Consider the following 18,102-nt stretch of genomic DNA (forward strand, 5'->3'; position numbering starts at 1 on the left):
AAGCAATTGCTTGGTCAAGACGCGGGAAGCGGCCGGCTCGCCGCTCGAACACATCTGCGAAAATTCGAGTACGATGCCGACGAAGACGTTCTCCTCGCACCTGTCGACCGCATGCGGAAAGATCGTTACCGTTGCGTGAGCGTCGCCCTGGATATGCCACGCAAGACCCGGCTCGTGCCATCATCTCCAGGGGCACACACGTCGGATCCCCGCGACGGGGGCAGGTTACGTCGACGCCTCGCACGCCGATCTGACGCTTCGCAAGCGGGCTGACGGCTACGGTTACAGCACGAGAACAGAAGGAGGATGCGCTTCCCCTCGGCGCGACGGCCGAGGCAGCCGCGCAGCACAAGATGGCCCGACGCACGACTGCACCCCCGCCTGAGGACTTCGAGGAGCGGATCGTCGACATCGACGTCTCCGCCGAGATGCGCGCGAGCTACCTCGAGTACGCGTACTCAGTGATCTATCAGCGCGCCCTGCCCGATGCGCGCGACGGCCTCAAGCCCGTGCAGCGGCGCATCCTGTACTCGATGAGCGAGATGGGCCTGCGCCCCGACCGCGGCCACGTCAAGTCGTCCCGAGTGGTCGGTGACGTCATGGGCAAGCTGCACCCGCACGGCGACAGCGCCATCTACGACGCGCTGGTCCGCCTGGCGCAGCCGTTCTCGATGCGGCTGCCGCTGGTCGACGGCCACGGCAACTTCGGCTCGCCCGACGACCTGCCCGCCGCCATGCGTTACACCGAGGCCAGGCTGGCCCCGGCGGCCATGCTCATGGTCGAGTCGCTCGACGAGGACACCGTCGACTTCAAGCCCAACTACGACGGCCAGGAGACCGAGCCCACGGTCATGCCGTCGGCGTTCCCCAACCTCCTGGTCAACGGCACCAGCGGCATCGCGGTGGGCATGGCCACCAACATGGCGCCGCACAACCTCGTCGAGGTCGTGGCCGCCGCCCGCCACCTCATCAAGAAGCCCGACGCGACGCTCGACGACCTGATGCGGTTCGTGCCCGGGCCCGACCTGCCGACCGGCGGCTCGATCATCGGGCTGCAGGGCGTGCGCGACGCGTACGAGACGGGCCGCGGCACCTTCCGCATGCGGGCCAAGTGCACGGTCGAGCAGATCACGCCGCGGCGCAAGGGCATCATCGTCACCGAGCTGCCCTACAACGTCGGCCCCGAGCGCGTGGTCACCAAGATCAAGGAGCTGGTGACCAGCAAGAAGCTCCAGGGCATCGCCGACCTGAAGGACCTCACCGACCGGCACAAGGGCCTGCGGCTGGTCATCGAGATCAAGAACGGCTTCATCCCCGAGGCCGTGCTGGAGGAGCTCTACCGGCTGACGCCGATGGAGGAGACCTTCGGCATCAACAACGTCGCCCTGGTCGACGGCGAGCCGCGCACCCTCGGGCTGCGCGAGATGCTGCAGGTCTACGTCGACCACCGCCTGGAGGTCGTGCGCCGCAGGTCGGAGTTCAGGCGGCGCAAGCGCGAGGAGCGCCTGCACCTGGTCGACGGCCTGATCGTCGCGCTGCTCAACATCGACGAGGTCATCCAGGTCATCCGTTCCTCCGACGACTCGGCGCAGGCGCGCACCCGCCTGATGGACGTCTTCGACCTGACCGACATCCAGGCCGCCTACATCCTCGACACGCCGCTGCGCCGCCTGACCCGCTACGACAAGCTGGAGCTCGACCGCGAGAAGGAGACGCTGAGCGAGGAGATCGCCCAGCTCACCGAGATCCTCTCCTCCGAGGCCAAGCTGCGCCAGGTGGTCTCGGGCGAGCTGGCCGACGTGGCCAAGAAGTACGGCACGCCGCGCCGCACGGTGCTGCTGGAGGCGCCCGGCGTCACCCGCACGCCCGTGGTCGACCTGCAGGTGGCCGACGACCCGTGCCTGGCCATGCTCTCCTCCACCGGCCTGCTGGCCCGCACCTCCGAGGCCGCGCCGCTGCCCGCCGAGGGCGAGCGCGCCGCACACGACGTGCTGCTCAGCGTCGTACGGACCTCCGTGCGCGGCGAGGTCGGCGTGATCACCTCGCTGGGCCGGCTGATCCGCGTCCAGGTCGTCGATCTGCCCACCCTGCCACCCTCGGCCAACCCGCCGTCGCTGTCGGGCGGCCACCCGGTGTCGGAGTACGTGTCGCTGCAGCCCGACGAGAAGGTGGTCGGCCTCGGCTCCCTCGACCCCGACGGCCCCGGCCTGGCGCTGGGCACGGCGCAGGGCGTGGTCAAGCGGGTGGTGCCCGACTACCCGGCCAACCGCGACGACTTCGAAGTGATCACCTTGAAGGACGGCGACACCGTGGTGGGCGCGGTCGAGCTGGAGTCGGAGTCCCACGATCTGGTGTTCATCTCCTCCGACGCGCAGCTGCTGCGTTACTCCGCCTCGCTCGTCCGGCCCCAGGGGCGCCCGGCGGGCGGCATGGCGGGCATCCGGCTCGACGACGGCTCCCGGGTGATCTGGTTCGGCGTGGTCGATCCCGAGCGTCCGGCGCAGGTGGTCACCGTCGCCGGCTCCTCCACGGCGCTGCCCGGCACGCAGGTGGGCGGCGGCAAGGTTTCCGACTACGCCGAGTTCCCCGCCAAGGGGCGGGCGACCGGCGGGGTGCGGGCGCAGCGCTTCCTGAAGGGCGAGGACGAGCTGCTGCTGGCCTGGGCCGGTCCGGCGCCCGCCAAGGCGGTCTCGGCGGTGGGCAAGCCGGTGCCGCTGCCCGAGGAGGTCGGCCGCAGGGACGGGTCGGGCGTGCGGCTCACGCACACGATCGGCGCCGTCGGCGGCGCCCTCGGCTCCGGCCCCGAACCGGCGCGGGGCGACTCTGCTCCTTCGACGGACGAGTGAGCCCCGCGCCGCTGGATGAGCAGACGCCGCACGACGCCGCACGACCAGGCGCCGCACGACCAGGCGCCGCACGACCAGGCGCCGTACGAGCACGCATGCACAAGCCGCCCGAGGCACTCGCCTGGGGCGGCTTGCCGCACTTCGGCCACAGTTGCCCTGTTATGAATCGCGGCCCTCCGGCGATCTCCCCTGAGAGAGCGCTCTCCCTTCTGGAGGTACCGTGTCCCGACCCAGACGCGCGTTATGGGTGGCGGCCGTCGCCCTGCTGGCCCCCCTGCTCACGACCACCCCCGCCCCCGCGGCGGCAGCACCGCTCACGATCACCGACTTCGAGTCGGACGGCGTGCCCGCCGGCGTCTACGCCTGGGGCAACGACGCGGCCTCGACCCCCGCACTCACGATCGAGCCCGACCCCGCCCGCCCGGACGCCCCCGCGACGAACCGGGTGCTCAAATCCGTCTACGCCATCAGCCAGTGGGGCGGCTGGTCCCACGACCTGCCGGCCACGCAGGACTGGTCCCCGTACGAGGGCTTCTCCTTCTGGGTGAACGGCACCGGATCAGGACAGAAGATCTTCTTCGAGCTCAAGGACGGCGGCGGCAACGCGGGCGCCGCGGAGCTGTTCGAGTCCTCCTTCACCGACGACACGGCGGGCTGGCGGCAGATCAAGGTGCCGTTCGCGGACTTCACCCGCCGCACCGACTACCAGCCGGGCGGCGCGCCGACGGACGGCGAGCTGGACCTGGTGGCCATGTGGGGCTACGGCATGCGCCTGCCCACCGCCCAGGGCACGCTGATCTGGGACGAGGTCCAGCTCTACGGCACCGCGCCGCCGCGCCCCGTACGGCTGTCGGCGAGCCGGCCGGTCCACCCGGTGAACGAGAACGGCCAGGCCGAGATCGCCGTCACGATCACCACGTCCGGCGGCACGCCGCTCGCCACCGACCTGGCCGTGGACTACCGGACCGGCACCGGCACCGCGACCCCGGGCACCGACTACACCCCGGTGCGGGGCACGCTGACGTTCCCCGCGGGCACGGCCTCCGGCGCGACCAGGACGATCACGGTCAGGGCTCTGCGCGACAGCCAGGGCGAGGTGGCGGAGACCGTCCCGATCGAGCTGTCGGGCGCGGGCACCAGGCCGCCGGCCGAGCCGCCGGTCGTGGTGATCAACGCGCACGGCCTGCCGTACCTGGACGCCCGACTGCCTGTCCGCAAGCGCGTCGCCGACCTGCTGGGCCGCATGACGCCGGAGGAGAAGATCGGCCAGATGACGCAGGCCGAGCGCGCGGCGCTGGCCAAGCAGAGCGACATCGCCACGTACCTGCTGGGCTCCCTGCTGTCGGGCGGCGGCTCGGCGCCCGCGCAGAACACCCCGCGGGCCTGGGCCGACATGGTCGACGCCTACCAGCTGCAGACCCGGCGGACCCGCCTGCAGGTGCCGCTGATCTACGGCGTGGACGCGGTGCACGGCCACAACAACGTGGTCGGCGCGACGATCTTCCCGCACAACGTCGGCCTCGGCGCGGCCCGTGACCCCGAGCTGGTCGAGCGGGCCGGCATGATCACGGCCAGGGAGGTCAAGGCCACCGGCATCCCGTGGAACTTCGCGCCGTGCCTGTGCGTGTCGCGCGACGACCGCTGGGGCCGGGCGTACGAGTCGTTCGGCGAGGACCCGGCGCTGGTGAGCCGGATGGCCACGGTCATCGACGGGCTGCAGGACAACGGGGTGCTGGCCACCGCCAAGCACTACGTCGGCGACGGCGGCACCGCCTACGGCTCCTCGACCACCGGCGACTACACGATCGACCAGGGTGTCACCCGGGTCGGCAGGCAGGAGCTGGAGCGCGTCCACCTGGCGCCGTTCGAGGAGGCGGTGCGGCGCGGCGTGGCCACCGTGATGCCGTCGTTCTCCAGCGTGGACCTCGGCGATGGGCCGCTGAAGATGCACGCGCACGACGAGCTGATCAACGGCACGCTGAAGGGGCGGCTCGGGTTCGCGGGGTTCGTGATCAGCGACTGGCAGGCGATCGACCAGATCCCCGGCGACTACCCGTCCGACGTGCGCACCTCGGTCGGCGCGGGCCTGGACATGATCATGGTGCCGTACGCGTACCCGCAGTTCACGACCACGCTGAAGGCCGAGATCGAGGCCGGGCGGGTGGCGATGGCGCGGGTGGACGACGCGGTGGCCAGGATCCTGACGCAGAAGTTCCTGCTGGGGCTGTTCGAGCGCCCCTACGCCGACCGCTCGCGCATCGACGCCGTGGGCTCGGCGGCGCACCGCGCGGTCGCCCGCGAGGCCGCCGCCAGGTCGCAGGTGCTGCTGAAGAACGACGGCGGGCTGCTGCCGCTGCGCCGCGACGCCAAGGTGTACGTGGCGGGGTCGAACGCCGACGACATCGGCAACCAGTCCGGCGGCTGGACGATCTCCTGGCAGGGCTCGTCCGGGCCGATCACGCCCGGCACCACGATCCTTCAGGCCGTCCGCTCCCGTGCCGCGTCCGTGACCTACTCGCGTGACGCCTCGGCCGATCTGGCCGGGCACGACGTGGGCGTCGTGGTCGTGGGCGAGACGCCGTACGCCGAGGGGCAGGGCGACGTGGGCCGCGCCGGGCGCACGCTGGAGCTGTCGGCGGCCGACCGGGCCGCCGTGGACCGGGTGTGCGGGGCCATGAGGTGCGCCGTGCTGGTGGTGTCCGGGCGGCCGATGTCGCTGGGCGACCTGTCGGGTGTGGAGGCCGTGGTGGCCTCGTGGCTGCCGGGCACCGAGGGCGACGGGGTGGCCGATCCGCTCTTCGGGGCCGTGCCGTACACCGGGCGGCTGCCGTTCACCTGGTTCCGCTCGGTGGAGCAGGTGCCGATCAACGTGGGTGACGCCTCCTACGATCCGCTGTTCCCGTACGGGTGGGGGCTGCGCACCGACCGGGCCCGCGACCGGCTCAAGGCCGCGCGGGACGAGCTGGCCCGGGGTGACGGCCCGTCCAGGGCCGCCGCCGCGACGCTGACGCTCGCCCTGGCGGGGCGCAACTGGCGCGCCGACGGCTCGGTCCGCGACACGCGGGCGGTCCTGGGCGCGGTGGGCGTGGCGGCGGCGCTGCTCGAACGCTCGAAGAGCGACGCCTACGCGGTGGGCGACGCCGTCGTCTCGGTGGCCAGGGACCTCGCGCAGAGCGCGGGCAAGCGGCCCGACCTGCAGGCCGCGGCCGACCACGAGCTGGCCTCCGGCGACCTCACCCGGGCGGTGGAGCTCCTGGTGCAGGCCGGCCGCTGAGGCCGTGACCCCGTTGCGGCGCCCCGCCCGGGAGCAGTCCCCTATCGCCCGGCCCGGGGCGCCGCAACGGGAGCCTCACACGTCCCGGCAGAGGCAGAACGGGTGCCCCGCCGGGTCGAGGAACACCCGGAAGTCGTCGTCCTCGCTGGGCTGGTGGTCATGCTTGGTCGCGCCGATCTTCAGCACCTGCCGTTCGGCCTCGTCCAGGTCGGTGACCGTGACGTCGAGGTGGATCTGCTGCGGCCGGTCGGCGCTCGGCCAGGCGGGCGGCTGGTGGTCCGGCGCGAGCTGGAAGGCGAGCCGCTTGGGCGAGCCCCCGTCACTGACCACCACCCAGTCGTCCTCCACCGAGGTGACCGGCCAGCCCAGCAGGCGGGAGTAGAACTCCCCCAGGCCCTGAGGATCAGGGCAATCCAGCACTACGGTCCTGAACTCGGCGATGCCGCCCATCGCTGTCCGCCTCTCTCACGCGACAATGGATGCCATGGCTGCCAACTCGTTCATGGTTCCGCTCGGCACTCCCGCGCCCTCGTTCGACCTGACCGCCATCAACGGCGGCAGCGTCTCGCTGGAAGACCTCAAGGGCTCTCCCGCCACTCTCATCGTCTTCCTCTCGAACCACTGCCCGTACGTGCGGCACATCGAATCCGGTCTCGGCGCCCTGGCGAGGGACTACGGCGCGAGGTTGTCGATCGTCGCCATCTGCAGCAACGACAGCGTGAACTACCCGGATGACGACCCGACACACCTGGCGGAGCAGGCCGCGCGGGCCGGGTTCGCCTTCCCGTACCTGCTGGACGACACCCAGGAGGTGGCCAAGGCCTATCGCGCCGCCTGCACCCCCGACTTCTTCCTGTACGACGCGCAGTTCCAGCTCGCCTACCGGGGCGAGTTCGACGGCTCGCGGCCGGGCAACGACGTGCCCGTGACCGGCTCGTCGCTGCGGCCGGCCATCGACGCCCTGCTGGACGGCCGGCCGGTGCCGGAGGAGCAGCACCCGTCGCTCGGCTGCGGCATCAAGTGGAAGCCGGGCAACGAGCCCGTCTGACTGATCGCGAGTCTCCGGCCGCCGCGTCGTCCTATGATCGCCAGCAGTCCCGGGCGAGTCACCGACGACGCGAATGGAGAGCGCGATGGTCGCACCACGGGCCGCCTTACCCACCCTGACACTGGTCGCCCTGCTCGCGGCCGGCTGCGTCGATCCCGGTACGCAGCCCGCCGCCACCACCCCCGCCGGCGGCGGGGCCGAGCGGATCGGCTTCTTCGGCTTCGCCAAGGCCAACTCCTTCTCCGCGGCCACGTTCGCCGGGGTCGAGGAGCACGCCAGGGCCCACGGCGCCACGGCCGAGTTCCTCGACCCGAACTTCGACGCCCAGGCCCAGGTCCAGCAGCTCCAGGACGCGGTGACGGCCAAACGGTTCGACGTGTTCGTGGTGCAGGCCAACGACGGGGCGGCCGTGGTGCCGGCGATCCGGGCGGCGGTGCAAGCGGGGATCACCGTCGTCGTGCAGTTCACCCCTGTCGGCACCCGGTACGACACCGCGGAGCCGCAGGTGGACGGCACGATCACGCTGATCGACGTGCCCACGCGCAACGGCGAGGGCCTCGGCGAGCTGGCCGTCCAGGCCTGCCGGAGCAGGAAGCTGGACCCCTGCGAGGTCGCCTACCTGGAAGGCTTGAAGGCGCTGCCCCTGGACAACGCCCGCACCCGGGCGGCCGTCGGCGTGCTGGAGGCCGCCCCAGAGGTCCGGGTCAAGGCCCAGGCCGAGGGCGGCTACACGCAGGAGAGCGGGCGCAAGGCGATGCAGGACATCCTGCAGAAGGAGCCCGGCATCGACGTGGTCGTCGGCTCCTCGCAGGCCCTGCTCGGCGCCGAGGCCGTGGCCCGGGGCAAGGACATCCTGTACGTCGCCAACGGCGCCTCCCGCCAGACCGTGGAGGCGGTCCAGCAGGGCCGCTGGTTCGGCGCGTACTACCTGCCGGTCAAGACCCTCGGCGCCAAGGCCGCCGAGCTGGGCCTGGCCAAGGCGCTCGGCAAAAGCGTGCCCGCCACGAACGTGATGACGGACGTCGCGCCCGCCACCAGCATGGGCACCAGGGACGCGCTGGCCCAGGTGCGCGGCGAATACGACGAATGACCCGCGACCACGGCATCCTCGCCGGGGTCGCGGCCCTGGTCCTGCTGCTCTCGCTGGCCACGGACACGTTCCTGACCCCGGGGAACCTGGTCAACCTGCTCGACCAGACCGTGGTGGTGGGGCTGCTGGCGTGCGGCATGACGCTGTGCGTGATCTGCGGCGTGTTCGACCTGTCGGCCGGCGCGGTGCTCGCCGTCAGCGCCATCGTCGCGGTCGTCGTCACCCGGCACGCCGGCGTCCCGGCGGGCTACGCGGCGGCCGTGGCGGCGGGGGCGCTGCTCGGCACGGTGAACGGCCTGGTCGTGGTGTGGTCGGGGGTGCACTCGTTCATCGTCACGCTCGCGCTCGGCCTGGTGCACCGGGGCCTGGCGCTGGTCATCACCGGCGGCGCGATCGTCTACCCCGGCCCGGCTCAGCTCGCCTCCTTCCAGTCGCTGAGCTGGCCGACCGTGCTGGGCGGCGTCACCGCCGCCTCGCTGCTGCTGGTCGCGGCGGCCGTGGCCGGCTCGGTGCTGCTGTCGCGCACCACGTTCGGCCGCCGGGTGTACGCGGTCGGCGGCAACTCCGAGGCGGCCCGGCTGTCGGGCATCGGGGTGCGCGCGGTCCGCGTGGGGGTCTTCGCGATCAGCGGCACCTGCGCGGCCCTGGCCGGGCTGGTGCTGGCCGCGCGGGGCGGCTCGGCCCAGTCGGACATGGGGACGCTGCTGGAGCTGACGGCCATCGCGGCGGTCGTGATCGGCGGGACGAGCATCCTCGGCGGGCGGGGCGCGGTCTGGCGGGGGCTGGTGGGCGTGCTGATCCTGACGCTCATCGGCAACGGCTTCAACCTGCTGGGCTGGGACACCACCTACCGGCCGATCGTCGAGGGGCTGCTGATCCTGGGGGCCGTGAGCCTTGATCACCGGCTCAGGATCCGCCGCGTTTGACAGGAAAGATCCACAAACTTGTCACGACGGCGTTACGATCTGTTCCATTCGTTCCGCGGATCCCGAAGGGCCCAGATGACCAACCCCCCGCGCGTACCGAAGGGCATCAATCCCCGCGTCCCCAACGCCGCGCGCATGTACGACTACTATCTCGGCGGCAAGGACAACTTCGCGGCCGACCGCGAGGCCGCCGAGAAGATCATGGCGCTGGGGCCCAGCCGGGAGATCTGCCTGGCCAACCGGCGGTTCCTGGGCAGGGCCGTCCGGCAGGTGGCGAGCCTCGGCATCGACCAGTTCATCGACCTCGGCACCGGCCTGCCCAACCAGGACAACGTGCACGAGGTGGCCCGCGAGGTGCACCCGGACGCGCACGTCGTCTACGTCGACTACGACCCCGTGGTGATCGTGCACGCCCGCGCCCTGCTGGCCGGCGCCGATGCGAACATCACGATCGTGCACGCCGACGTCCGCGAGCCCGCCTCGATCCTGGACGCGCCGGAGACCACGAAGCTGATCGACTTCAGCCGGCCGGTGGGCGTGGTCTTCCTCGGCGTGCTGCATTGCCTGACCGACGCGGAGGACCCGTGGGGGGTGGTGGCCGCCTTCCGCGAGCGGATGGCGCCCGGCAGCGCGCTCATCGTCTCCCACCTCACCGACGACGCCCATCCCGAGGTGGGCAAGGCGGCGCGCGAGGTGTATGACGAGGCCGACGCGCCCCTCATCCACCGCGGCCACGAGGCGGTCACCCGCCTGTTCGAGGGCTTCGAGGTGCTGGAGCCGGGCGTGACACACGTGGACGCGTGGCGGCCGGACGAGGCCTGGGAGCGCGGGCTGGCGGGCGGCGAGTGGTGGTACGTCGGCGTCGGGCTCAAACCCTGACACCCCCCGCCGCCCGGCACGGCTTCAGGTCGCGGCGGCGGCGATGGCGGCGGGCAGCGCGATCAGCAACTCGTGCGGCTCACCGCCCTCCCAGTGCCGGATCAGCTTGGTGCCCGCCTCCCCCGGATCGAACCCCTCGCAGCCCAGCGGCCCGAAACAGCCCGCCTGGTCCAGCATGAGGATCAGCGGGTCGTCCTCGGGGAGGCTGCCCGCATAGGCGGCGGCGTCGAGCAGAGCCAGGGCACACCTGGCGTTGCGGCCGTCGTCCCTGGTCTCCACCCGGTCAAGACGGCGCCGGGCCTGGGCGCGGAGATACACGGCGAGCGATTCTGACCTACTCACGACAAACCTTCTTGGAGTACGTACGTACGGCTACGACATCATCACCCACGGTGAACGCGTTTCGTGGGAGGTTTGCCAACTCCGGCCTGTCGCCACCCCGCCCTCACGAGATCTGAGGCATGAGGGATTATTTGTGGCATGAGTGCGTTCGACGACCTGTATGCCGCCAACGAGAAGTTCGCCGAGACGTTCGGCAACTCCGGCCTCACGGGCCGGGCCGCGCGCGGTCTCGCCGTTGTGACCTGCATGGACTCCCGGATCGACCCGCTGGGGCTCCTCGGATTGAAGCCCGGCGACGCCAAGATCCTGCGCAACGCCGGCGCCCGCGTGACGGACGACGTGCTGCGGACGCTGGTGCTGGCCGTCGTCCTGCTGGGGGTGGATCGGATTCTGGTCATGCCGCATACGGACTGCGGGATGGCCAAGGTCACGGACGCGGACGTGCATGCGCTGGCGAAGGAGCGCGGGGTGGACACGCGGAGCCTGGAGTTCCACACGGTTCCTGATCAGAATGAGGCGCTCAAGCATGATCTGACCCGGATCAGGACGTTTCCGTTCCTGCCTACGGGGATGCCGGTGACGGGGGCGATCTACGACGTGCACACGGGGAAGCTGAGCCCGTCGGATCACTGAGCCGCCTTGGCCCCGAGCCGTACTGGCGACCGCTTCGCGCTGCGGACGGCGGTCGGCGCGTCATGCCGTGGACGGTGGGCGGCACCCCACTCCGTGGACGGCGCCCAGCGCTCCACGCATCGACGGAGGCCAGCGCTTCCTGCCGTGGTCGGCGGCCGGCGCTCCTGCGGGCCGTAGCGCGCGCCAGAAGGGCCCAGCACGGGGCAGGGGCCCGGACAGGCACGGAGGGGCAGGAGAAGCTCAGGAGCCTCTACAGGCCCGCAGAGACCCCAGAACGCCGCTGTGACACTGCGGCGCTGGCGTGCCGTAACGCTGGGAGGCCATAACGCTCGCGGGCCGTGGCGCTCGCAGGCCGCGGTGCTAGGGCACCAAGGCGTCGGCCCGGAACCCGGAACGGAGGAGCCGGCCGCAGGCATGAGCCTCGGCCGGCCCTGATCACGCAATCTCGGGGATTCCCCCGATCACGCGATCTCGGAGACTCCCCAGGGTCAGGCGTCGATGTGGTCGCGATCCACCTCAGCCGCGCTGCTCACGATGAACTCCCGTCGAGGCGCGACCTCACTCCCCATCAGCAGGTTGAAGATCCCCTCAGCCCCCTCGGCATCCTCGATGCGCACCCGGCGCAGAATCCGGTGGCGCGGATCCATCGTGGTCTCCGCGAGCTGGTCGGCGTCCATCTCACCCAGACCCTTGTAACGCTGCACCGGGTCCTTCCACCGCTTGCCGCGCCGCTCCAGGTCGCGCAGCACCTTCTGCAGCTCGGCGTCGGAGTAGCAGTAGATGTACTTGTCCTTGCCCCGCCCCGGGTTGGTCAGCTCGATGCGGTGCAGCGGCGGCACGGCGGCGAACACGCGCCCGGCCTCCACCATCGGCCGCATGTAGCGGTGGAACAGGGTCAGCAGCAGGCAGCGGATGTGGGCGCCGTCGACGTCGGCGTCGGCCATGAGGATGACCTTGCCGTAGCGGGCGGCGTCGAGGTCGAACGAGCGCCCGGAGCCGGCGCCGACCACCTGGATGATGGCGGCGCACTCGGCGTTCTTGAGCATGTCGCTCACGGACGCCTTCTGGACGTTGAGGATCTTGCCCCGGATCGGCAGCAGCGCCTGGAACTCGGAGTCGCGGGCCAGCTTGGCGGTGCCGAGGGCGGAGTCACCCTCGACGATGAACAGCTCGCTGCGGTCGAGGTCGTCGCTGCGGCAGTCGACCAGCTTGGCCGGGAGCGCCGAGCTCTCCAGGGCGCTCTTGCGGCGCTGGTTGTCGCGGTGCTCGCGGGCCGCGATGCGGGCCTTGGCGGCGGCCACGATCTTCTCCAGCACCGCCCGCAGCGGCTGCTTGTAGCCGCGCGGCGGGTTGGTGAACAGCTCCTTCAGCTCGCGCGAGACCACGTGCGAGACGATGCGGGTGGCCGCGGAGGTGCCGAGCACCTCCTTGGTCTGCCCCTCGAACTGCGGCTCCGGCACCCTGACCGTGACCACGCCGGTCAGGCCCTCGGAGATGTCGTCCTTGGTGACGGGGTCGTCGCCGTTCTTCAGCAGGCGGGTCTCGCGCAGCAGCTCGTTGATCGTACGCACGAGGCCGCGCTCGAACCCGGTCAGGTGCGTGCCGCCCTTGGGCGTGGCGATCACGTTGACGAACGAGCGCACGGTGGACTCGTAGCCCTTGCCCCAGCGGATCGCCACGTCCACGCTCAGCTCGCGCTGCACCTCGGTGGGCGTCATGTGGCCCTGGTCGTCGAGGACCGGCACGGTCTCGTGGAAGTGGCCCACGCCCTGCAGGCGCAGCACGTCGCAGACGGCCTCGTCGCGGGCCAGGAACTCGGCGAACTCGGAGATGCCGCCCTCGAAGCGGAACTCCTCCTCGATGCGCTCCTCGTGCCTGCTGTCGACCAGGGCCAGGGTCAGGCCGGGAACCAGGAAAGCGGTCTGCCGCAGGCGCACGTGGATCTCGTCGACCGAGACCTCGGCGTCGGGCAGGAAGATCTGCTTGTCGGCCCAGAAGCGCACCCGGGTGCCCGTGGGATTCCTCGGGGTCTTGGCGCCGGTGCGCAGGCCGGACTTCTTCTTGAACTTGGCCGTCGGGCCCTCGCCGTCGAAGACGCCGGGCACGCCACGGCGAAAGCTGATCTCGTGCACGAGCCCGTCGCGGTCCACCTCCACGTCCACGCGCGAGGACAGGGCGTTGACCACCGAAGCGCCCACGCCGTGCAGACCGCCGGAGGCGCCGTAGGAGCCGCCGCCGAACTTGCCGCCCGCGTGCAGCTTGGTGTAGACGAGCTCGACGCCGGCCAGGCCGGTCTTCGGCTCGATGTCCACCGGGATGCCCCGGCCGTTGTCGCGGACCTCGATCGACCCGTCGGCGTAGAGCTCCACCTCGATCCGGTCGCAGTGCCCTGCCAGCGCCTCGTCGACGCCGTTGTCCACGATCTCCCAGAGGCAGTGCATGAGCCCGCGACTGTCGGTGGACCCGATGTACATGCCCGGGCGTTTCCGCACGGCCTCCAGGCCCTCAAGCACCGAGAGGTGACGAGCCGTGTAACCCGCCTCCACAAGCGTCACTCCAGCTCCCCTGGTCTAGGCATCGAACACGTGTGCGTAGCCTACCGTTCTTCCCCTACGCGCGCGTACAAGCTTGCCATGGCGTCACGTTTGCCGTTACCAACCGGCTGATCGTCATTACTTTGGGACACATTCCGCTCTGGGCGTAGAGAGGGGGCGGTTGGGAACGTCCAGGTCCGGTTAGATGTTGTTCCAAGTGACTGACGCCAGATCCTCGCTTCGGCGGGGGTGACCCGAAAGGCGATACGTGACTGGAGCTCTCGCCCCCGTTAAGCCGCTGACGGCCCTCGACCGCTGCGACCGCTGCGGTGCCCAGGCCTACATTCGCGCGACCCTGCCTGTGGGTGGGGAGCTGCTGTTCTGCGCCCACCATGGGCGTCAGCACATCGCAGCGTTGCGTGAAAAGGGCGCCGACATCCTGGACGAGTCGGCTCGACTCAGCGAAACCCCAACCATTGCCCCCAACGACGAGCGCTGATCCGCGCTGGTCGTTATGAGATAACCACATATTGCATGACCAGTACGGCGACCCTGGGGCACCCCGGGGTCGCCGTTCTGCACTCCAGGGCCGGTTGATCCGGCATCCCGCTACTGGCTGATCCGGCACGTGGTGGCCGGTTGAGCCGGCGCTCCCTGGCCGGCTCCCGCTCGCGCTGCGGCACTCGGCGTGCCGTGGTCACGTGCGGGAATGTCGGCGCGGCCTGGCGTGTCGCCTGCACGACAAAAGCCGCGCCTGACACACAACCGGGGCGCAGCGTACGGCCGCATCCGGCGGACGCCCGGGCGTGGCGAACGGCCCCGCGCGGCGTGCGGCCGGGCGTGGCGTGCGGCCGGGCGTGGCGTGCGGCCGGGCGTGGCGTGCGGCCGGGCGTGGCGTGCGGCCGGGCGTGGCGTGCGGCCGGGCGTGGCGTGCGGCCGGGCGTGGCGTGCGGCCGGGCGTGGCGTGCGGCCGGGCGTGGCGTGCGGCCGGGCGTGGCCAGCGGTCGAGCGTGGGCCTTGCCGGGTTACCGCACCCGATAGTGATACCGCCCCGCGACCTCGAACCCCTCCCCCCGATACAGCGCCTGAGCCCCCGCGTTCGCAGCCGTCACCACCAGGTACGCGGACCCGGCCCCATCCCCCGCCCGCGCCACCAGGGCCCGCAGCACCACCCGCGCCAGCCCCCGACGCCGCGCCCCGGGCAGCGTCGCCATGCAGTAGATCCCGAGCGTGTCGCCCTGCGGCACGCCCCGCCCGACGGCCAGCACCACCCCGTCCTCCTCGTACGCCGCATACCAGGCAGGCACCCCGGCGCAGATGCGCTCAGCCTCCTCCAGCCCGCTGCCGTAGCGGCCGTCCACCGCCCACCAGGCCGCCAGCCACCCCGGCCACGGCCGGTCATCGACGCGCACCCCCGGCCGCCCCGCCTCACCGACGGGTTCGCCGGTCATGAGCAGGGTGGGGTCGGCCAGCGCATAACCCCGGCGCTCCAGCTCCTCGTCCAGCGCGGGCGGGGTGCCGGGGCCGATCGAGAAGACGCAGCGCTGCCCGCGGGCGGCGTAGAACGCCTCCGCCGCGCGGATCGCGCCGTCCAGGTCGGCGGGCAGGCTCGTGGCGAGCACGGAGTTGGCGCGCTTGGTGACGCCGCCGGCGTGGCGGAGCACCCATCCGTCATGGGCGTGCTGCTCGTAGGCGGGCCAGGCCTCATGCACAAGACGGTCGAAATCCATCCCGGCACCCTAACCGCCCCGGTGCCCGGCAGGGTCCAGGGGGTAGGGCGCTGGCCTGGGCCAATAGGGTATGGGGCTGTGTTGATTCTGTTGCCGCCGTCCGAAGGCAAGTCCTCGCAGGGCAGCGGGCCGCCCGTGGGCGAGCTGTCGTTCCCGGCCCTCGACAAGCACCGCACGCGGGTGCTGAACGCGCTCATCCGCGCCTCCAAGCGCCGCGACGCCCTCGACGTGCTCGGGCTGACGCCGGGGCTGGCGGGCGAGCTGGACAAGAACGCGGCACTGAAGAGCGCGCCCACCCTGCCCGCCGCCGCGCTCTACACCGGCGTGCTCTACGACAATCTCGGCCTGGAGAGCCTCGACGAGGAGTCCAGGAGGCGGGCCGAGGAGTCGTTGCTGATCTTCTCCGGGCTGTGGGGTGTGGTGAAGATCACAGACCGGATCCCGCCGTACCGGCTCTCGATGGGCGTGAATCTGCCGCAGCTCGGCGGGCTGGCGGCGTTCTGGCGGCCCAAGGTGACCAAGGAGCTGGACCGGATTCCCGGGCTGGTGGTGGATCTGCGCTCGGCCACGTACGCGGGGGCCTGGCAGCCCGGCTCGCGCTCGGTGACAGTGAGGGTCTTCCGCGACGGCAAGGTCGTCAGCCACATGGCCAAGGCCACCCGGGGGGAGATCGCCCGCGCGCTGCTGCGCCAGGAGGTGGCCCCGGCGAGCCCGGACGAGCTGGTCAAGGCCCTCGACGCCCTCGGCTACACCGTGGAGCTCGCCGAGCCTGCCCGCCCCAACCGCCCCTGGGTGCTGGACGTGCACGTCACCGACCCCACCTGACCGGCGTCCCGGGCCCCGCGAGCGGGAGCCCAGGCCCGGAAAACGCCACGCGCCCCGCCGGAAACTCCCGGCGGGGCGCGTGGATCGAGCGATGACGCGTGCCGTCTCAGTCCAGGTAGTCGCGCAGGACCTGGGACCGGGACGGGTGGCGCAGCTTGGACATGGTCTTCGACTCGATCTGGCGGATGCGCTCACGGGTGACCCCGTAAACCTTGCCGATCTCGTCCAGCGTCTTCGGCTGACCGTCGGTGAGGCCGAACCGCATCGACACGACGCCCGCCTCGCGTTCCGACAGCGTGTCGAGAACGGAGTGCAGCTGCTCCTGCAGCAGCGTGAAGCTGACGGCGTCGGCCGGCACGATGGCCTCGGAGTCCTCGATGAGGTCACCGAACTCGCTGTCGCCCTCCTCACCCAGCGGGGTGTGCAGGGAGATGGGCTCGCGGCCGTACTTCTGGACCTCGACGACCTTCTCGGGCGTCATGTCCAGCTCGCGGGCCAGCTCTTCCGGCGTGGGCTCGCGGCCGAGGTCCTGCAGCATCTGCCGCTGGACTCGGGCCAGCTTGTTGATCACTTCGACCATGTGGACCGGGATGCGGATGGTCCGCGCCTGGTCGGCCATGGCACGCGTGATCGCCTGCCGGATCCACCACGTGGCGTAGGTGGAGAACTTGTAGCCCTTGGTGTAGTCGAACTTCTCCACGGCCCTGATCAGGCCGAGGTTGCCTTCCTGGATCAGGTCGAGGAAGAGCATGCCGCGGCCGGTGTAGCGCTTGGCCAGCGAGACCACGAGCCGGAGGTTGGCCTCCAGCAGGTGGTTCTTGGCGCGGCGGCCGTCCTCGGCGATCCACTCCAGCTCGGCCTTGACGTCGACCGGCAGCCCGTCGGTCTCGCCGCCGCCCAGCTGCTCCTCGGCGAACAGGCCCGCCTCGATGCGCTTGGCCAGCTCGACCTCCTGCTCGGCGTTGAGCAGGGGGACCTTGCCGATCTGCTTGAGGTAGTCCTTCACCGGGTCGGCGGTGGCGCCGGCGGCGGCCACCTGGGCCACCGGAGCGTCATCGTCGTCGTCGGAGAGGATGAGGACCTCTTCCTCGGTCTTCTGCACGGCGGCGACGTCGGCGGCCTTGGGCTCCTCGTCGGAGTCGTCGTCGTCGGAGTCGCCCTCGGAGTCGGCGTCGTCTTCCGCGACGATCTCGTCGACGTCGATGTCCTCGAGGTCCTCCAGCTCCACGTCGCCGTCGAGCTCGATGTCCTCGTCGTCGTCCGTCTCGCCCCGCGGGGCCTCGGGCGCCTTCGGCTTGGTCTCGGCAGGCCCAGCGTTCTTCTGCTCGGCCTTCTTGGCGGCGGCGGGTGCCGCGGCCTTCTTCGCCGCCGGGGCGGCCTTCTTGGCAGGGGCCGCCTTCTTGGCGGCCGGCTCGGCTTCAGCGGTGCCCACGACCGCGGTCACGGTCTCGGGCTGCTGCTCTTTGGCGGCCGCCGCCGTCTTGGTCTTGACGGGGGCGGCGGTGCGGCGCTTTGCTGGACCACGAGACTTCTTCGGCGCAGCCGAATCCGCGGCGGTCACCACCACGGTCACGCCCTCTTTGCTGAGGTTCCGCAAGAACGCGGCGGCGTGCGACATGGGGATGTCCGCCTCCTCGAAGGCCTGACGGACATCCTCAGACTCGAGGAAACCCTGCGAGCGCCCACGCTCGAGCAGTCGCTGAATGACGGGCTCGTTCAGCTCTTGTGGCTTCGAGCGAGTCGAACTTGCAGGCGACACGAACACCTCTCGAACGAACGCGTGGCGACAATGGACCCAGATGCCCGCTGGGGGGCTGTTGCCTCTCTCGGAGATCGGTGAGGCCGTGCGGACCGCGACGGACCTGCACAGCATTGTGGCACGACCCCGCACTCCATACGGCCACCTCCCGGCGGTTGACCTCCACCCTAGGCCGACCGAGACAGTAGTGCGTACGTAAGCGGGGCACTGATACCC

Annotated in this window: 14 protein-coding genes; 9 read left to right on the forward strand and 5 right to left on the reverse strand. The window is 71.2% G+C overall.

Annotation, left to right across the window (positions count from 1 at the left end; translation table 11 throughout):
- Positions 1 to 353: 353 nt before the first annotated feature.
- Both LCN96_RS42415 and LCN96_RS42420 read left to right on the forward strand, forming a co-directional pair.
- A complete protein-coding gene (locus LCN96_RS42415) occupies positions 354 to 2,846 on the forward strand; it encodes a DNA gyrase/topoisomerase IV subunit A (RefSeq protein ID WP_225268054.1) in 2,493 nt (830 codons plus the stop codon).
- A 220-nt stretch (positions 2,847 to 3,066) separates the two neighbouring features.
- The gene (locus LCN96_RS42420; protein ID WP_225268055.1) at positions 3,067 to 6,120 is read left to right on the forward strand and encodes a glycoside hydrolase family 3 N-terminal domain-containing protein; all 3,054 of its coding nucleotides are present in this window, start codon (positions 3,067 to 3,069) and stop codon (positions 6,118 to 6,120) included.
- Between the two features lie 75 nt (positions 6,121 to 6,195).
- On the opposite strand, the gene LCN96_RS42425 is transcribed toward LCN96_RS42420, so the two are convergent.
- On the reverse strand, positions 6,196 to 6,570 hold the full coding sequence (locus tag LCN96_RS42425) for a VOC family protein (protein ID WP_225268056.1): 375 nt from the start codon (positions 6,568 to 6,570) through the stop codon (positions 6,196 to 6,198).
- 34 nt (positions 6,571 to 6,604) lie between these two features.
- On the opposite strand from LCN96_RS42425, the gene LCN96_RS42430 reads away from it, so the two are divergent.
- From LCN96_RS42430 to LCN96_RS42445, 4 genes are all read left to right on the forward strand, one after another.
- A complete protein-coding gene (locus LCN96_RS42430) occupies positions 6,605 to 7,168 on the forward strand; it encodes a thioredoxin family protein (RefSeq protein WP_225268057.1) in 564 nt (187 codons plus the stop codon).
- Between the two features lie 85 nt (positions 7,169 to 7,253).
- The gene (locus LCN96_RS42435) at positions 7,254 to 8,258 is read left to right on the forward strand and encodes a sugar ABC transporter substrate-binding protein (protein WP_225268058.1); all 1,005 of its coding nucleotides are present in this window, start codon (positions 7,254 to 7,256) and stop codon (positions 8,256 to 8,258) included.
- Entirely contained in the window at positions 8,255 to 9,184 is a 930-nt protein-coding gene (locus LCN96_RS42440; protein WP_225268059.1) for an ABC transporter permease, read from the forward strand. Before LCN96_RS42435 ends, LCN96_RS42440 begins: the two co-directional genes overlap by 4 nt.
- A gap of 75 nt (positions 9,185 to 9,259) precedes the next feature.
- Positions 9,260 to 10,063: an SAM-dependent methyltransferase gene (locus LCN96_RS42445; protein WP_225268060.1), complete on the forward strand. Its 804-nt coding sequence runs from the start codon at positions 9,260 to 9,262 to the stop codon at positions 10,061 to 10,063.
- Between the two features lie 24 nt (positions 10,064 to 10,087).
- Here the strand turns inward: LCN96_RS42445 and LCN96_RS42450 are convergent, their stop codons facing one another.
- Entirely contained in the window at positions 10,088 to 10,405 is a 318-nt protein-coding gene (locus tag LCN96_RS42450) for a hypothetical protein (protein WP_225268061.1), read from the reverse strand.
- A 138-nt stretch (positions 10,406 to 10,543) separates the two neighbouring features.
- Between LCN96_RS42450 and LCN96_RS42455 the strand changes: the two genes are divergently transcribed.
- Positions 10,544 to 11,038, forward strand: coding sequence for a beta-class carbonic anhydrase (locus LCN96_RS42455; protein WP_225268062.1), 495 nt, complete (start codon positions 10,544 to 10,546; stop codon positions 11,036 to 11,038).
- Between the two features lie 488 nt (positions 11,039 to 11,526).
- On the opposite strand, the gene LCN96_RS42460 is transcribed toward LCN96_RS42455, so the two are convergent.
- Entirely contained in the window at positions 11,527 to 13,593 is a 2,067-nt protein-coding gene (locus LCN96_RS42460; RefSeq protein WP_225268063.1) for a DNA gyrase/topoisomerase IV subunit B, read from the reverse strand.
- 247 nt (positions 13,594 to 13,840) lie between these two features.
- Here LCN96_RS42460 and LCN96_RS42465 point away from each other — a divergent pair, with 247 nt between their 5' ends.
- Positions 13,841 to 14,071, forward strand: a complete 231-nt coding sequence (locus LCN96_RS42465; RefSeq protein ID WP_080046306.1) for a DUF7455 domain-containing protein — start codon at positions 13,841 to 13,843, stop codon at positions 14,069 to 14,071.
- A 526-nt stretch (positions 14,072 to 14,597) separates the two neighbouring features.
- On the opposite strand, the gene LCN96_RS42470 is transcribed toward LCN96_RS42465, so the two are convergent.
- Positions 14,598 to 15,302 carry a GNAT family N-acetyltransferase gene (locus LCN96_RS42470; RefSeq protein WP_225268064.1) on the reverse strand — a complete coding sequence of 235 codons (705 nt, stop codon included), beginning with the start codon at positions 15,300 to 15,302 and terminating at the stop codon, positions 14,598 to 14,600.
- Between the two features lie 78 nt (positions 15,303 to 15,380).
- Between LCN96_RS42470 and LCN96_RS42475 the strand changes: the two genes are divergently transcribed.
- Positions 15,381 to 16,127 carry a YaaA family protein gene (locus LCN96_RS42475; RefSeq protein WP_225268065.1) on the forward strand — a complete coding sequence of 249 codons (747 nt, stop codon included), beginning with the start codon at positions 15,381 to 15,383 and terminating at the stop codon, positions 16,125 to 16,127.
- A 106-nt stretch (positions 16,128 to 16,233) separates the two neighbouring features.
- Here the strand turns inward: LCN96_RS42475 and LCN96_RS42480 are convergent, their stop codons facing one another.
- Complete coding sequence (locus tag LCN96_RS42480; protein ID WP_225276176.1) at positions 16,234 to 17,886, reverse strand: RNA polymerase sigma factor; 1,653 nt, start codon at positions 17,884 to 17,886, stop codon at positions 16,234 to 16,236.
- Positions 17,887 to 18,102 lie beyond the last annotated feature (216 nt).

The organism is Nonomuraea gerenzanensis, from assembly GCF_020215645.1.
In the GTDB taxonomy this organism is placed as follows: domain Bacteria; phylum Actinomycetota; class Actinomycetes; order Streptosporangiales; family Streptosporangiaceae; genus Nonomuraea; species Nonomuraea gerenzanensis.

Coding starts and splice junctions, on each gene's coding strand:
- LCN96_RS42435 (WP_225268058.1), top strand. CDS start 7,254: ATGGTCGCACCACGGGCCGCCTTACCCACCCTGACACTGGTCGCCCTG.
- LCN96_RS42445 (WP_225268060.1), top strand. CDS start 9,260: ATGACCAACCCCCCGCGCGTACCGAAGGGCATCAATCCCCGCGTCCCC.
- LCN96_RS42470 (WP_225268064.1), bottom strand. CDS start 15,302: ATGGATTTCGACCGTCTTGTGCATGAGGCCTGGCCCGCCTACGAGCAG.
- LCN96_RS42430 (WP_225268057.1), top strand. CDS start 6,605: ATGGCTGCCAACTCGTTCATGGTTCCGCTCGGCACTCCCGCGCCCTCG.
- LCN96_RS42440 (WP_225268059.1), top strand. CDS start 8,255: ATGACCCGCGACCACGGCATCCTCGCCGGGGTCGCGGCCCTGGTCCTG.
- LCN96_RS42425 (WP_225268056.1), bottom strand. CDS start 6,570: ATGGGCGGCATCGCCGAGTTCAGGACCGTAGTGCTGGATTGCCCTGAT.
- LCN96_RS42415 (WP_225268054.1), top strand. CDS start 354: ATGGCCCGACGCACGACTGCACCCCCGCCTGAGGACTTCGAGGAGCGG.
- LCN96_RS42455 (WP_225268062.1), top strand. CDS start 10,544: ATGAGTGCGTTCGACGACCTGTATGCCGCCAACGAGAAGTTCGCCGAG.